We start from the raw sequence: 16,023 nt of genomic DNA on the forward strand, positions 1-16,023 counted from the left end.
TCAGATCCAGCATTTCGTTGCTGGATCTTTTTTGTTTTAAAATGCCAGCACATCGAAAATGGATGTCAAGCGGACGGCAGGATTATGTAAGCAAGACTTCGTTTGTGACATTGGCGCGACCCTGATGGTCGTGTTTACCGCACGCCAGAAACTGACACCGGACGTATTTTTTCAACAGAGTCTGACTTCACTTGGATTTTCCCTGTTGGTCCGGTTTTCATCCTCGGTCATGAAGGCGGTCTGAAGACAGGCGTATTTCAGAATTATTATTGCGAAACAAAAACAATATCACGTTCATTTGATTTTTATGGCTGGCAACACTTCACCAGCATTACGTTAGGGGTTTCTGTCTGGCTCAATATCATCCGTCCATAATGGAGGCGTGTGTTGCGCAACGTAGCGAGACTGCTCACATCAGGACATATCTTTTTCATCCTATATTTTTCCCTGTTAGCCCTTGTAAATATCTATAATGCTTTTCCACTTGACGGCCATCATCCGCTTTTTGAGGTGGATTTCAAAAAGGCTTACTATGCGGCAGGCGACGCACTGGTCCACGGCGGACCGCAAGCATTATGGCCGCTGATTGAACAGGCCGAATTCGTTAACTGGCCGATCACTGCCTATCTGTTCGTACCTTTTGCATGGATCGGATTACAGAATGCTGAGTGGCTTTTCACTGTTCTTGGGATTCTGGCAATAGTTGCGACATTTCTGCTGCTGTCAAAAGACTGCCCGTCAGGAACACGATTAATGCTGGCCCTTCTGTTCCTTGGAAATGGCCCGTTATGGTACAGCCTTGCGGGAATGGGCAATACAACGCATTTCATACTTCTTGCCCTTATTATCTCCCTTCTTCTGTTGCGATCTGAACGTATGTATGGCGCTGGCGTCATAATCGGGGCTGCTGCCGCCATAAAACCAATGATCTCCATTTTTATTCTATATTTTATCTATCGCCGAAATTATCGCGCAGCCTTCTCCAGCATGGCCGTAATCGCATTTATTGCAGTATTTTCAGTGATTGTATTTGGACAGACCATAACCCATGGTTGGTATGAACATTGTATTGTAGCATTCTCAAAAAATCCAATCGGGGCTTTCAATAACCAGTCCCTCAGCGCGTTCCTGCTCCGCCTGCAAACGGGAGAAAAATATTTCCATGACTGGCGTGGACAGGATCTATCCTTTGACCTGCATTTCATTGCACAAATTGCACCGATACTGCTCATCGCCATAACGGCTTATGTCGGATGGAAAGAACGCCTGTCGCGGCAATCCGAACATTCATCCGATACTGTGGCCGCGGATATTTTTGACTTCAGTATTCTGACTACATTCTGCATCGTAACCAGTCCCGTTTCGTGGACGCATTACTACCTGCTGCTGCTTCTGCCGTGGGGTTTTCATATCACGGGCCGCCTGCCGTCAGATGACAGGCCCCTGACTTCATGGATGGTCTGGGGCAGCATGGTTTTTGGCTCACTGCCGGTTGTTAACCCGATAAGTCTGCCGTCCCCTCTGGAAGCCATAGCGACACGGACCGTTGCATCGATTTGGTTTCTGGGCGGAATGCTTTTCCTGTTTTCGCTGTTCCGATCCGGTCTGTATAAATCTCACGCAATCCCGCAGCCCATACCCGTGGATATTGCGTGGTTTAGCGGTACGGTTGAAACTCTACCGCTTGTATCGGCCGCCAATGATGATGTGTTATCACCTGTTACAATAGCGGATCGAACGGCTGAATCATCCTGACACATGTACGGGGAATGGTTTACGCGCCCCCCGTTCCCTGACGGATGCCAGATCCCGCTTCCGGTTTTATTCCCGTCATTATCCGTCTGTTTCCTGTCCTGATCTGAAAAAGAAAGACCGCCCGGCAAACTACACACTCCGCCATGCGTCTGCCTGCTATCCCTACAGAGCAGGACATCGTCCCATGAAAGCACTGACCTGGCAGAAAAAGGGCAAAATCACATGCGAAAGCGTGCCCGATCCCGTCATTCTTGACGGGCATGACGCCATCATCAAGGTAACCGCCTGCGCCATCTGTGGCTCCGACCTGCATCTTATGGACGGTTTCATGCCGACCATGCAGTGCGGTGATATTCTGGGCCACGAAACGATGGGGGAGGTTGTCGAAGTCGGAAAGGAGAATACCCGGCTTTCGGTCGGCGACCGTATCGTCGTGCCCTTTACGATCTCATGCGGTGCATGCCGACAGTGTAAATGGGGCAACTGGAGCTGCTGCGAACGCACCAACCCGAACGGACACCAGCAGGCTGAAACCTTCGGGTATCCACTGGCCGGGCTGTTCGGTTATTCCCACATTACCGGCGGGTTCGCGGGCGGTCAGGCGGAATATCTGCGGGTTCCCCATGCCGATATCGGGCCGATTATCGTGCCACCGGAACTGGATGACGAAAAGGTTCTGTTCCTTTCCGATATTTTCCCGACCGGATATCAGGCTGCCGAGTATTGTGACATTACACCCGAAGCCGAAAAGACCATTGCGGTATGGGGATGCGGACCGGTTGGACAGATGGCCATCCGGTCATGTTTCCTGCTGGGGGCAAAGCGCGTCATCGCAATAGACGAGGTTCCCGAACGTCTGGCCATGGCGCGGGCTGGCGGGGCCGAAACACTGGATTTCCGCGACAGAAACATTCAGCAGACCCTTATGGAAATGACGCAGGGTCTGGGGCCGGATGCGGTGATCGAAGCCGTCGGGATGGAAGCCCATGGCGCCGATACCATGATGCAGAAAATCGGGTCGGCCGTACTTTCGGCAACGACGCTGGAACGCCCCTTTGCGCTCAATCAGGCAATTCTTGGGTGTCGGCCGGGCGGGATTGTATCAATGCCCGGTGTCTATGCTGGTGCCCTTGGGCCGGTCATGATCGGCGCCCTCATGAACAAGGGTCTGACGTTGCGGACAGGACAGACGAACGTTCAGAAATATCTTCAACCCCTGCTGGAGCGCATTCGGAAAGGGGAGATTGATCCATCTTTCGTCATCAGCCATCGCACCACCAGTCTTGAGGATGGCCCCGATCTTTACCGGAAATTCCGCGATAAGAAGGATAACTGTACCAAGGTGGTCTTTTACCCTCATGGAAATGCGATATAGGATTGGCAAACTACGGCATTTCTACACTTCCTGCGTATTCTGCCGTTCCTGCCGGGGCGTCAGATCATTTTCCATGCGCTTAACGCCCGTTCCCGTGCAAGCCGGTGGTCCACCACTGGCGGCGGATAATCGCGGGGAAGCGCTGCTTCCCATGGCGCATGAATGGCATCGTCAGAAAGATGCGAGAGTTCGGGCACCCAGCGGCGGATATACACGCCGTGGGGATCGAATTTCCGGGACTGAAGGATCGGGTTCATGATGCGAAAATAGGGGGCCGCATCTACGCCTGTGCCTGCGCTCCACTGCCAGTTCATCGGGTTGCTGGCCGGATCATGATCGACCAGAGTGTCGGCAAACCAGCGTTCCCCGTGACGCCAGTCGATGAGCAGATGCTTTACAAGGAACGAGGCAACAACCATGCGCACCCGGTTGTGCATCCAGCCGGTATGCCATAGTTCCCGCATCCCGGCATCGACCAGCGGATAGCCCGTCTGGCCTTTCCGCCACCGGGCCAGACCGACCGGATCGTCACGCCAGGGCATGGCGTCAAATTCTGGCCGTAGATTCCGGTTGGCCATATCCGGTGTCACGAACAGCAGCGACCAGGCGAAATCACGCCATCCCACTTCAGCAAGAAACTGCTCGGGATATGTTTGTTCCGTTGCCGCCTGCCATATCTGTGCCGGGGTGATATGGCCAAAGCGCAGGAAGGGGGACAGCCGGGATGTGGCTTCTTGACCGGGAAAATCCCGCGCGGTTGCGTAGGTATCCAGATCGTTTTCGATGAAATCGGCAAGCTGGCTGTGCGCTGCCTCCTCCCCCGGTTCCCACATCGCCTGCAATCCGCCCGTCCAGTCATGGGTGGTGGGAAGCAGGCCGTATTCTCCCCCCTGCACGACAAGCCCGTCCGGCATGGGCGGAAGGGACGCAAATGTAAGCTTTTCAGGCGCGGGCGCAGGGGGAAAGGGGGCCGGACATGCCTTCATCGCGCGCCAGAACGCCGTGAAAATCTTGTACTGGCCGCCCGAGCGTGTGCGGATGGCCCATGGTTCGTGCAGAAGGGCACCCGCAAAACTGTGGGCCATGATACCCTGTGACCGGAGTTCCGACTTGATGATGGTATCCGTTTCACGCCCGCCGGGATCATAACGACGATTCCACAGGACGGTATCCGCCCCGGTCCTTCTGATGATTTCCATCAGAACATCCCGCGTTGCCCCCCGAAAGGCATGCAGCGCCCCGCCCTTTTTGCGCAGCGCACCGTCCAGCGACCGGATGGCCCCATCCAGCCACCACCGCGCCGCAGCGCCGGGCAGATGGGCGTCATCTACAATCACGATGCAGAGGACCGGTTTGCGCAGCTTTTCCGCCTCAAGAAGCGCCATGTTATCCGCAATACGGAAATCTTCGCGAAACCAGACGATAGTGGGGGGATGCGTCAGGTTATGTCTCCTTTATACCGGCATGGGGCCTGCATGATCTGACAATAGATAAAGCCGTTTGCGGTATGGGGCAAATGGGCAGCCGGGGAGTGTCCGTTTGCAGAAAGGGCATTCTCCGAAGCTTTTTGGGAAAAGCTTCCCCAAACACTTCTTTCTGAGTACGAGACATCAAAGGGAGGTTGTACTTCTGTTTATGTACGATGCTTACATATTGTCGTGATTAATATATTTATAAATAATCAGAACTGATACGTGTTGAGTTTTGATGTGATAACCTTGTTTTTGATATATTTGCGCTGAAGTTTTTCCTGCACCACATGGATATTCGTGCAGCGTGCGTTCATTTCCTTCAGCAGCGCATCTTTCCGGTCTTCTGGCAGGCTGCTGTCCCATTCGCCAGAAAGGTACTGACATATCTCCGCATTACGGACAAAGGCGGTAACATCCGTAGGAAACTGTTCCTCAGCCCTTGCAATAACCGGAAAGCCGACAAGTAAACAGGTAAGCAGAAATGCCATTTTCGTAATCATTGATGGATTGTCGCATACTCCGCCTGTTTCTTCCATCCGGTGTCACGATGTATTCGCCCGAATGAATAATGACGTAAAAGACCCCCTGCAACTTACGTCACAAGGGGTCTTTTCATTCAGGACCAGATGGACGCAGGGCAGAAATTGCCTGCGTCCGGTCATGACATCAGAACGGGGCGTCGATATCCACCACGTTAATAAGCTTGTGGTTGACGAACTCCTTGATGCCAAGGCCGATCAGTTCCCGGCCATAGCCGGAGTTCTTGATACCACCAAAGGGCAGGTCCGCCTTGGGCGACAGCGGATGGTTGATGACCACCATGCCCGTGCGGATGGCGCGTGCCACGCGGGCGCCACGGGCTTCATCCTTCGTAAACACGCTACCGCCCAGACCGTAGGGGGAGTCATTGGCGATGCGGATGGCGTCGGCCTCGTCCTTCGCACGGTAGATCTGGGTGACGGGACCGAAGAATTCCCAGTGCCGTGCCTCGTTCTTTTCATCCAGATTGGACATGAGCAGCGGCTGGAAGAAAGCGCCATGCTCCGGCACCGGTGCGCCGATCACTTCAACCTTCGCGCCCAGATCCATCGCCCGGGTCACCTGATCGCGCAGGTCATCCGCAGCCGCCTTGGATGACAGCGGCGCAAGCGTGGTGGCCGGGTCCATCGGATCACCCGCCTTCAGCGCCGCAACGCCTTCCTTATACAGCGCAAGGAACCGGTCATAAATGGCATCAGCCACGATCAGCCGCTTGGCGGAAACACAGACCTGCCCGGCATTCCAGTGCCGACCGATCACCGCCCAGCGGGCTGCCTTTTCCACATCGGCATCATCCAGCACGATGAAGGCGTCCGCGCCGCCCAGTTCCATCGTCGCCTTCTTCAGCGCCTTGCCTGCAATACCGGCAATAACCGTGCCCGCCCCTTCCGAACCGGTCAGTGCGATACCGCACACGCGGGGGTCGTTCAGGATCATGGCGGTGTGCGGACGCGCCGCATACAGGTTACGGAACAGGCCCGCGGGCAGTCCGGCTTCCGCCATCAGCGTATCAAAAGCAGCGGCGCATTGCGGCAGGTTGGACGCATGCTTGAGCAGCACGGCATTACCGGCCGAAAGCTGCGGCGCGATGATGCGCACCACCTGATAGAACGGGAAGTTCCACGGCTCGATCGCCAGCACGATGCCAAGCGGTTCATGCACCAGCGTGGCCCTGCCTTCCGCCGCGTCCGCCACAGGCAGGATCTCGGGCTTCAGCAGTTCTTCGGCATGGTTTGCGTAATATTCGAAAATCTCGGCGGAAAGAATGACTTCCTTCTTTGACTCCTCGAACAGCTTGCCCATTTCCAGCGTGCCGAGGCGGGCATATTTATCAATGTCACGGCGCAGGATGGCAGCCGCCGCGTTCATGACCTTTGCACGATCGGCAAAGGATGTATCGCGCCAGCTTTCAAACGCGGCATGCGCCTGTGCCAGTGCGGTCTGTACTTCCGCATCCGTTGCATCGGGAAAGGTTGCAACGACTTCGTTGGTATAGGGATTGGTTGTGGCGTACGCCATTTTAAGCCTCGTTTCTTTTCAACTTATGGATGCCGGGACGACAGGGTTGTGCATCCCGGCAGCGGGAACCGGCGCAGCAGGTCAGGCTGCGGCTTCGAGGATTTTGCGGCTGACATCCAGCGTGACATCGCCGTTTTCGCCCAGATGGGTCATACCGTGGTCTTCAAGCTGCCTGACCAGATCGTTGATGCCTTCGGCCCCGATGTCATAGGCGGACAGGCGGGTCGGCACGCCCAGACCTTCGAAGAATTCCTCGGTCTTGCGGATGACAGCGTCAATCCGCTCGTCTTCCGTGCCTTCGGTCAGGTTCCACACCCGCGCGGCATACTGCAGCAGCCTGGCGCGCTTTTCCGTGCGCCGCACCCGCAGCAGCGCCGGGAACACCATGGCCAGCGTACGGGCATGGTCGATGTGGTATTTCGCCGTGATTTCATGGCCGATCATATGCGTCGTCCAGTCATGCGGCACGCCCGCGCCAATCAGGCCGTTCAGGGCGAGGGTCGCCACCCACATGAGGTTGGAGCGCAGGTCATAATCATCCGGTGTCGCCACGATGCGCGGCCCGATTTCGACCAGACTGGACAGCAGCCCTTCGGAAAAGCGGTCCTGCGCCATGCCATCGACCGGATAGGTCATGTACTGTTCCATCACATGGACGAAAGAGTCCACGACACCGTTGATGACCTGTTTCATCGGCAGGCTCATGGTGCGCATCGGGTCCAGCACGGAAAAGCGCGGATAGACCAGCGGATTGGAAAACAGCAGCTTGTCGCCGGTGGACTGGCGCGAAATCACGCTCAGGCAGTTCATTTCTGAACCGGTTGCGGGCAGGGTGACGACCGTGCCCAGCGGCAGCGCCTTTTTTGCGGCCTCGCCCTTGCTGACCAGAATGTCCCACGGCTCACCTTCATACGGCACGGCGGCGGCGACAAACTTGGTGCCATCCATGACCGAACCGCCGCCCACGGCAAGCAGGAAGTCGAGCTTTTCCGCCCGCACCATGGCCACGGCCTTCATCAGCGTCTCGTAAGTGGGGTTGGCTTCAATGCCACCGAATTCACGGACAGTACGGTTGCCAAGGGCTGCGCGCACTTCGGCCAGCGTCCCGCTGCGTTCGGCGCTGGCGCCACCATACAGCACGAGTACGCGTGCTTCGGGCGAAAGCTGTTCATCAAGGCGGGCAATCATGCCTTTGCCAAAGAGGACCCGCGTGGGGTTGTAGAATTCAAAATTCAGCATTCTTGCACCTACTAGACCGGTCGTCTCTATTAGACCGGTCACTTATTAAATTCGTGGAACAGGACGCCCTGCCCCAGCCTGAAACTAGATTTCCAGAAGCCGCCTGCTTGCCTCCCAGGCATGGTCAAACGGCGGGGAACTATGGGTGATCTTCACCATCAGCGTCGAACCCAGCCATAACTGGTAAAGGGCCGCCGCCAGCATCGGGGCCGACTGCGTGTTGCCAATCGACCCTTCTTCCTGTCCGGCGGCAATGACCCTTGCGATCCGTTCGATCACGGAACGGGTCCCGATCTCCAGTATCGTGCGCATCCGTTCGGACAGGTCGGATACTTCGGCCGCCAGCTTCACGATCAGGCATTTGTTCCCGATCTGGCCATCAATATGGGTATCGCGCCAGAACTGGCAGTAACGCGTGATACGCTGCGCCGCGTTCCCTTCCCCATTATCAAGGATATCGTTCATTTTGATCAGATATTCCTCGATATAGGTCCGCAGGAGTTCTTCCCCGAATGCTTCCTTTGATTCGAAGTAGTGGTAGAATGACCCCTTGGGAATACCCGCGACATCCAGTATCTGCGCCAGACCGACGGCGGAGAAACCACGCTGGCCGATAAGCGGTCTGGCCGTTTCCAGAATATGCTGCCGGGCGGCGCGATGTTTCTCTGCGATCTTCATGGGAGTGTATATATGGGGTGCCTGCTGGCGTGTCCAGATAAAAATTAGACCAGTCGTCTTTTTTTTGGATCATGCCTGCTCAGGCACTCTGCCCGGCCATGATTTCCCCAATAATATCCTCCACCATCCGGGTGGTGCGCGAAAGCTGCCGTGTGCGGTCATGCACCAGCGCCAGCGTAAGATCCGGCACGCTGGCCCCGATCAGCGGGACAAAAGCCAGATCCCCCCGCATCACTTCGGACATTACATCCAGATAGCTGAGCAGACAGATACCCGTTCCCGCCATGACAAGGGAAATGATCATCTGCACATTGTTCGCCCGTGCCGCGACGGACGGGGCCATGCGTCCCGCCGCCATCAGCCGGGCAAATACGGATGCCAGCGCCAGCGGCTGTTCCGGCACGATCATGGCATGGTCCGCGCACTGCGTCAGCCGGACGGCATCATGCTGCGCCAGCGGATGGTCGGAACGGCAGGCAAAGCCGAGCGGAAAGGACAGCCGCCGGACCACAACCAGATCACGCATTTCCTCCGGGTCCAGTACCAGCGCAAGATCGCCTTCGCCTGACAGCAGGGTGTGGTGAATACTTTTATTGTCGCGGATATTCACATTCAGCACGACACCGGGATGCGTACGTTTCATGCGGCTGACCAGTTCGGGCAGGAAAGCGCGCGACAGGGCTTCGGGCGCCAGCAGGTCAACCTGACCACGGCGTATGCCCTTCAGGTCGTCGATTTCGCGCTTCAGGTCATCCAGATCCTTAACCCAGCGCCTGGCGCATCCATACAGCAGTTCCCCCGCCGCCGTCAGGCGCATGCCGGTGGGCAGGCGTTCAAATAACGGGGTCTGGAGCTGTTTTTCACCCAGCAGGATGTGCCGGTTGATGGCCGAACCCGCGATATGCAGTTCCTCTGCCGCCTTGCGTATGGATTTGTGCCGCGCAACAGCCAGAAAATAGACCAGAAAACGGGAAAAAGGCTGCATGCGTTCTCATTTCGAGAATGGGAAAGGATCAATTATGATATATCTGAGAGCGCACCGCATGTGAAATGATCTTTCCGAAGACCCCGGACCGCTTCCGGCCCGTTCAGGAGGACCATCATGACCACAGCAACCTGCGCCCGCCCGGCGGACATCCACCCCCTGCCCCGCACCATGACGTTTGAAGTGGATGACTGGAACATCCTTGCGCGCTGCTGGCATCCGGTCGCCCTTGTGCGCGAACTGGGTGACAGGCCGCTGGGCGTGACCCTGCTGGATGCGCCGCTGGTGGTCTATCGCGCGGGCGACAGCATTGTCGTGGCCGATGACCTGTGTCCCCACCGTGGCGTGCCGCTAAGCATGGGCAAGGGAGACGGGCAGACCGTTGCCTGCGCCTATCACGGTTTCCGTTTTGGGGAAAAAGGCCGCTGCGTGAAGGTGCCCGCCCATCCCGACAGCGCCATTCCGTCAAAGCTCAACCTGCGCACCTATCCCGCCGTGGAACGCTATGGCCTGATCTGGACCTGCCTGCGACCGGAAGGGGACGGGGCCGATATTCCCCCCATGCCGCACTGGAACGACCCGGCCTTTCAGCAGATCAACTGCCCGTGGATCGATATTGCCGGTTTTGCAGGCCGACAGGTGGAAGGGTTCATTGACGTGGCCCATTTCGCCTTTGTCCATACCGACACGTTCGCGGACCCTGAAAACCCCGTGGTGCCCCCTTACAGGACCCGCATCACGCCCGACGGGTTCGAAGCGGAATACCGCAGCAGCGTGGGCAATTATCCCATTGGCAAAAGCGACCGGGGGCGGCCGGGTTTTGAATGGCTGCGGCATTTCCGCGTGCATGTACCCTTTACCGCGACGCTGGAAATCCATTTCCCCGATAATGGCCGCCTTGTCATCATGAACGCGGCGTCACCCGTGTCGGCCCGTAAAACGCGGATGTTCGCGCCCATGTGCCGTAACTTCGACAAGGACCTGCCACTACAGGATGTCTATGACTTCAACCTGCGGGTTTTCGAGGAGGACCGCGCCCTGGTAGAAGCCCAGAAACCGGAGAACCTGCCGCTGGACCCCACGCTTGAAGCGCATGTCATGGCGGATCGCAGTTCGATCGCCTATCGCCGTGCCCTGCGCACGATGGGACTGAGCCAATTCTTCACGGCGTGAAGGGAATGATGCCCATGTCCACCCTGTTTTCTGTCCTTGTCGATGCTGTCACGCCGGAAGGGGACGACTGCGTGCGCCTGCGTCTGGTCGCCCGGGCGGGGCAGGACGACCTGCCACGCTTTGAACCCGGCGCGCATATTGATGTCATGACCCCTTCGGGCCTGATCCGTCAGTATTCACTGTGTGGATCAGCGGAAGATCGCACGGGGTATGAACTGTGCATCAAGCGCGAAGCGGCCTCCCGTGGGGGATCGGAATCCCTGTGCGCGGAAATACGGCGGGGCATGGAACTGCGTATTTCCCCGCCCCGCAATGCGTTCATGCTGCCTGATGCGCAACGCCATATCCTGATCGGGGGCGGTATCGGCATTACGCCCCTGCTTTCCATGATGATGTATCTGCAGGGCAGGAATGCTGACTGGCAGCTTCATTATTATACGCGTGATCCCCGGCGCGCGCCGTTTGGGGACATGCTGCGCCAAGGTCCGTATGCGCCCCGTGTCAAGTTCAGCCGAAGCCTGAAAAACGGGTACCCGGATGTACTGGACACACCATCGCCTGACACCGCCATCATGCTGTGTGGGCCGGACGGGTTCATGAACGCTGTTTTTTCCCATGCCGTCGCCGCAGGCTGGCAGGCGGATCAGGTCCATACCGAATATTTCCGCCCGACCGAAACAACCCATGCCCTTTCCGATCGGGCGTTTGATGTCGTGCTGGCGCGATCGGGGCAGACGGTGAACGTACCGGCGGGACAGAGCATTGCCGCCGCCCTGCTTGCCGCCGGGGTGGATGTGGACCTGTCGTGTGAGCAGGGTATGTGCGGTGCCTGTGTCGTGCCGCTTGTCGCCGGGGAAGGCGATCACCGTGATATGGTCCTGACCGAGGAAGAACAGGGGCGCAGCATTGCGCTATGCTGTTCACGCAGCCGCAGCCCGTCGCTGACACTGGACCTGTAACCGGGACCGGGCGGGGAATACCCGCGCGTTACTATGGCTGTCGGGAACTGTCCTCGGGGTCCGGTAATGCCAGCAGCGTCTCTTTCAGCGTATCCGGCAGGGCCGGAAAAGGATCGACCCCGACCGCGCGGATCAGCGTCGCCACATTGACAACCGTGCAGGTCGGGTTTTCCGTGTTCTTGCAGACATAGACACCGGCTGCGTTGACCATGGGGTCATACACCGCTTTCCATGTGGAGGAAGGCACCACAACATGATGCCCGATCCCCTGCGTGCTGCCGTAAAAGGCCGGTCCGGTCACGACATAGAGCGCGCCTTCCTGCAACGCCAGTTTCCGCACCGCCCGTTCCACATCGCTCCATATCCCCTTATTCAGTTCGGGTGTCTGTGGCACGACATTGGCCAGTGAAAACGCCTGATCGCGTCCCGCCATGTCGGGTGCTTCCGACGCCGGTGTCATGCGGCCACGGGCATAGCCCGAACGCCTGTAATCGGCAGGGTCGGCCCCATCGCCCGGCGGCAGGCGTGGGTCGGCATGAGGCCGGTCGGTCACGCGGCCCAACTGGCTGGCCCGCATGATTTCCCGCCGGGTCAGATATTCCGCCGACCATAGCGGTTCATGCACCAGACCGGAATTGAGGGCAGCATAATCCGCATTGCACAGCAGGGTCGTGCGCGGCAGCAGTCCGGGGGCAACCAGCGCGGGCAGGTGCCCCTGCGCGCCGAACTGCGGGCACGGATCTTCCTGGGCCGATGCCGCGCAGGGCATGCTGACAGCCAGGCACCCCATAACCGCACACACCCGGACTGATCTGCGTAACATACCGAACACCTCTGGATACCCTGCATAGGGCATTCCACATCAGTCGGGCGCAAGGCAAGCCCCGGCCTGCGATAAGGTGTAATGGTCGCGGCATCGCAATACTGCCGGGAAAACAGACTGTCTGAAAAACCTGCTTTTCATAAGAGAAGGTCTTGGTGACGCTTTTTGAAAAAAGGCGGCACTCAAAAACTTTTATTACATTTCACGCCGAAACGATACGGATGGGACGTTCGGCTATGTCGATCCGGACGGGTGTGAACTGGCGGGCATCCCCGTCGCTCTGCACCGGTATGCCCGGTGGTGTGCGGATTTCGATGCTCCGCGCGGTATGTATTTCCACGTCCCGCTGGCGTGCCAGATTGCCACGCAGCAGGGACAGGCTGGCGCGCAGGGTAGCCAGAATGCCGGGTGCCCGGAACAGCACGACCGAGAAGCGTTTCTCCGCCAGCATGGAATCCCGTGTCAGGACGTATTTCCCGGCATAGAGAGAACCCTTCGACACGATGACGGAAACGGCATCATATTCCACGCCGTCCAGCAAGACATGCAGCGGCTCAAATCCGTACCGCCATAATGATCGCACGGTATTCAGAACATAGGCGAACTGGCCTAACGCGCTTTTCAGTCGCGTCGACACGGCATGTACCACATGCGCGTCGAACCCGATCCCCGCCATCTGGATGAACAGCCCGTTCCAGCCATCGGATTGCAGGTGGCCGGGCCAGATGACCCTGCTGTTTCCCCGCGCCATTACGCCTGCACTGGCGGCATCATCCGATGGAATACCCAGTTCATGGGCCAGCACATTGGCCGTACCCAGCGGCAGGATGCCAAGGATACAGTCGGACCCGGCCATCCCTTCGGCGATTTCGGCAATGGTGCCGTCACCCCCGGCTGCTACGATATGCGTGTATTTCTGGTCATGGACCGCTTTACGGGCAAGTGCTGTTGCGTGGCCCCGGAAAGCGGTAGGGACGATATCGACCACAAACCCGGCGCCACGCAGGCACTGCGCGAAATGGGCGATACGGGTCCGGCTGTGCCCACCGCATTTTTCATTTACAATAATGAGGGCTGTTTTGTGCTGGACAGGCAAGATCTCTATCGCTCTGAAATAAAATCATACAAGACGGCCATGCCGCACCATGGAGGGGGGTGGGATCAGTCCTCCTGCCCTTCAGGCCAGTACTGATCCAGAAGCAGGTTGAGGGCTTCATGCCCCTGCGCCCGGCTTTTCAGGTCCGCAAGATGGAAGGTTACGGCAAGGGATTTTCCCGAACGCCGGTTTATCGTCACGACAGTCCTGCCATCGGATGGACGTTCTATGGTCGATGCCCCGGCAGCCCTGCGGGGGGCGGGTTCCGGTTTTTCCGCGGCTTTCTGCAATTCCCTTACCACGGCGGGCGCTTCGGTCAGGTAGGAATGATCACGCTTGCGCATATCCGCCATCTTTGCCGCCGCATCCAGCACGCGCCTGCGGGTGTCGATATTTTTCAGCAGGGGCTTGAGCTTCATGACATGCTTGATCCGCATGTCATGCGGGGAAGCAAAGGCCCCGATTACTGCGGCAGGCAGGCGGGCGAGATCAAGATAACGGCTCAGCCAGCTTTCCGATACCCGCAGCCGCTCGGCCATCGCCTTCTGTTCATTACCATAATAAAGGCCCAGACCCTTGAGGTAATCCCGCGCGCGTTCATAATCGCTCAGATCCTGTCGGGCGCGGTTTTCCAGATCGGCAATGCGGAAAGCCTGCTCATCGGTCAGTTCGCGCGGTTCCACGATGAAGCGGAATTCGGGATAGGTATTCGCCCGCAGCCATGAAATCGCCCAATGACGGCGCGCGCCGCAGATAACCTCGAATTCGTAATCGGGATCATTCTTCAGCCGCCTTACGATGGCGGGCATTTCCTGATGTCCCTGCGCCTTCAGGCTTTCGATCAGGTCATGGCAGCTTTCATATGTCAGGGCCGCGTAATCGCGGTTATGCTCCCCCCACATCCGGCAACGGGCGGGATCGACCGACAGATGGGTCTTGGTCTGGGCCAGTCCGCCCGCCATTTCCGCCAGCCTGTTACGCCGGTCCCCCAGCACGCCGCCCATCCGCGTGGCGGGCTTGCGGTCTTCGCGCAGGCCCGCACTGGCGGCGGCGGCTAGACCATCGGTGAATAACTTGTTCTTGGAGGACATCGTGGCCGACCTTCATGCTCTGGATCAGGGTAGGGCGTGTAATAAAGAGGAAGAATGCCGCCGAACGCGGCTATCGGGATGATTGCACCGGTGCAATCATCCCGGCGCGGGCAGGATCACAGGACACCCGCCCGGCGCAGGCTTTCCCGGTGGCTGGGCCACATGGCGCGTATGTCCAGTTCCAGTTCCTGATTAACCGCGTTCAGGTAAGTCAGGCAGCGATCCCGCACCGATCTGCTGGTAATCGGCGCATCCAGTTCATAAACGGTCATGAGCCGCGCGGTCGCGTTATCGATCTCGGCTGAGTTTTTCAGTGATGAACGGGCAAGATGGTGCCCGAAAATGGATTTCATCAGCCCCAGCAGTTCACGCTGCATGGATTTGTTTTCATCCACGCGGGAGCTTACGAATTTCAGAAGCTGCAGGTTCGGCGCATGCCCCGCCCGCTCAAGCTCAACCAATGTTTCCTGCAACATGGCAAGGAAGGCCGCGGTAGAAGAAAAATCCATCACCGTCGGCGGAACCGGCACGATCAGCGCATTGGCCGCGCGCAGCACGGACAGTGAGATTGCCCCCAGCGCGGGTGGCGGGTCCATGATGACCACATCAAACGCATCGGAAACCGAATTGATGCCCTGCGTCAGCCGGTCGATCAGGCCGGGATCACCCTGCGCCATCCGCGCCGCCAGTTCATATTCCGACTGGAACAGGCGAAGATTGGCGGGGATCAGCGACAGGCCGTCAAAATGGGTCGGCCGCAGCGCGTAGGCCAGCGATCCCATCTCATCATTGCGCAGGAACGGGTAAAGCGTATCGTCTTCCCCCAGATCCATGTCCGGCACGTAGCCAAACAGGGTGGTGGCGGACGCCTGACTGTCACAGTCGATCAGCAGGACGCGATAGCCCTGTATTGCAAGATACTGCGCCAGATGCACGGCGACGGTTGATTTCCCCACGCCCCCCTTGAAGTTCTGTACGGCTATGACCGCGGGCGCATCCGTTTGCGCACGCCACGGGCGGGTGCCGAAAATGCCGCGCATGACATTGAGCTGTTCCAGCGTATAGCCCACGCGCCGGTTGTTTTCCCCACGCCGGGGTTCAGGCAGGCGGCCATCCTTTTCCGCTTCCCTTATTGCGGCAGCCGAGCGGCCGATCAGTTCGGCGGCCTGACCGATCTGGAATGTCGGCTCCCTGCGGTCCCCCGCCCGCACGGCCTGCGCATTGTTGCGCAGGGTCTCCAGCACCGAAGACGTACGCAGTGCAAGGTCTTCCACCAATGAGAGCACGTTCCCGCCCTCGCCTTCAGCTACCGTGTCCAT

Annotated in this window: 14 protein-coding genes; 4 read left to right on the forward strand and 10 right to left on the reverse strand. The window is 58.2% G+C overall.

All coding sequences use genetic code 11. The features are described from left to right. The first annotated feature begins 387 nt into the window (after nt 1-387). Together KSAC_RS14520 and KSAC_RS14525 are read left to right on the forward strand one after the other, a co-directional pair. Nucleotides 388-1,755, forward strand: coding sequence for a glycosyltransferase family 87 protein (locus KSAC_RS14520; protein WP_165927355.1), 1,368 nt, complete (start codon nt 388-390; stop codon nt 1,753-1,755). 184 nt (nt 1,756-1,939) lie between these two features. Beyond that, nucleotides 1,940-3,130: a zinc-dependent alcohol dehydrogenase gene (locus KSAC_RS14525; RefSeq protein WP_132306392.1), complete on the forward strand. Its 1,191-nt coding sequence runs from the start codon at nt 1,940-1,942 to the stop codon at nt 3,128-3,130. Nucleotides 3,131-3,189: 59 nt separating this feature from the next. On the opposite strand, the gene KSAC_RS14530 is transcribed toward KSAC_RS14525, so the two are convergent. The 6 genes from KSAC_RS14530 to KSAC_RS14555 form a co-directional block, all read right to left on the reverse strand. Beyond that, nucleotides 3,190-4,515, reverse strand: coding sequence for a cryptochrome/photolyase family protein (locus KSAC_RS14530; RefSeq protein WP_243705393.1), 1,326 nt, complete (start codon nt 4,513-4,515; stop codon nt 3,190-3,192). Nucleotides 4,516-4,811: 296 nt separating this feature from the next. After that, nucleotides 4,812-5,138 carry a hypothetical protein gene (locus KSAC_RS14535; protein ID WP_243705394.1) on the reverse strand — a complete coding sequence of 109 codons (327 nt, stop codon included), beginning with the start codon at nt 5,136-5,138 and terminating at the stop codon, nt 4,812-4,814. A 130-nt stretch (nt 5,139-5,268) separates the two neighbouring features. Further along, a complete protein-coding gene (locus tag KSAC_RS14540) occupies nt 5,269-6,660 on the reverse strand; it encodes an NAD-dependent succinate-semialdehyde dehydrogenase (RefSeq protein ID WP_110547674.1) in 1,392 nt (463 codons plus the stop codon). Nucleotides 6,661-6,741: 81 nt separating this feature from the next. Further along, the gene (locus KSAC_RS14545; RefSeq protein WP_110547675.1) at nt 6,742-7,899 is read right to left on the reverse strand and encodes an iron-containing alcohol dehydrogenase; all 1,158 of its coding nucleotides are present in this window, start codon (nt 7,897-7,899) and stop codon (nt 6,742-6,744) included. Nucleotides 7,900-7,983: 84 nt separating this feature from the next. Further along, nucleotides 7,984-8,577: a TetR/AcrR family transcriptional regulator gene (locus KSAC_RS14550; protein WP_132306396.1), complete on the reverse strand. Its 594-nt coding sequence runs from the start codon at nt 8,575-8,577 to the stop codon at nt 7,984-7,986. A 79-nt stretch (nt 8,578-8,656) separates the two neighbouring features. Beyond that, a complete protein-coding gene (locus KSAC_RS14555; RefSeq protein ID WP_118963784.1) occupies nt 8,657-9,562 on the reverse strand; it encodes a LysR family transcriptional regulator in 906 nt (301 codons plus the stop codon). Nucleotides 9,563-9,679: 117 nt separating this feature from the next. On the opposite strand from KSAC_RS14555, the gene KSAC_RS14560 reads away from it, so the two are divergent. Further along, nucleotides 9,680-10,735: an aromatic ring-hydroxylating dioxygenase subunit alpha gene (locus tag KSAC_RS14560; protein ID WP_118963783.1), complete on the forward strand. Its 1,056-nt coding sequence runs from the start codon at nt 9,680-9,682 to the stop codon at nt 10,733-10,735. 14 nt (nt 10,736-10,749) lie between these two features. Continuing rightward, on the forward strand, nt 10,750-11,694 hold the full coding sequence (locus KSAC_RS14565) for a PDR/VanB family oxidoreductase (RefSeq protein WP_132306398.1): 945 nt from the start codon (nt 10,750-10,752) through the stop codon (nt 11,692-11,694). 31 nt (nt 11,695-11,725) lie between these two features. On the opposite strand, the gene KSAC_RS14570 is transcribed toward KSAC_RS14565, so the two are convergent. The 4 genes from KSAC_RS14570 to KSAC_RS14585 form a co-directional block, all read right to left on the reverse strand. After that, nucleotides 11,726-12,484: a DNA/RNA non-specific endonuclease gene (locus KSAC_RS14570; RefSeq protein ID WP_243705395.1), complete on the reverse strand. Its 759-nt coding sequence runs from the start codon at nt 12,482-12,484 to the stop codon at nt 11,726-11,728. Between the two features lie 235 nt (nt 12,485-12,719). After that, nucleotides 12,720-13,613, reverse strand: coding sequence for a diacylglycerol/lipid kinase family protein (locus KSAC_RS14575; RefSeq protein ID WP_132306400.1), 894 nt, complete (start codon nt 13,611-13,613; stop codon nt 12,720-12,722). 65 nt (nt 13,614-13,678) lie between these two features. After that, on the reverse strand, nt 13,679-14,704 hold the full coding sequence (locus tag KSAC_RS14580; protein ID WP_132306402.1) for a ParB/RepB/Spo0J family partition protein: 1,026 nt from the start codon (nt 14,702-14,704) through the stop codon (nt 13,679-13,681). Nucleotides 14,705-14,820: 116 nt separating this feature from the next. Continuing rightward, complete coding sequence (locus KSAC_RS14585; RefSeq protein ID WP_110547681.1) at nt 14,821-16,023, reverse strand: AAA family ATPase; 1,203 nt, start codon at nt 16,021-16,023, stop codon at nt 14,821-14,823.

Source organism: Komagataeibacter saccharivorans (assembly GCF_004348195.1).
GTDB classification, from domain to species: Bacteria; Pseudomonadota; Alphaproteobacteria; order Acetobacterales; family Acetobacteraceae; genus Komagataeibacter; species Komagataeibacter saccharivorans.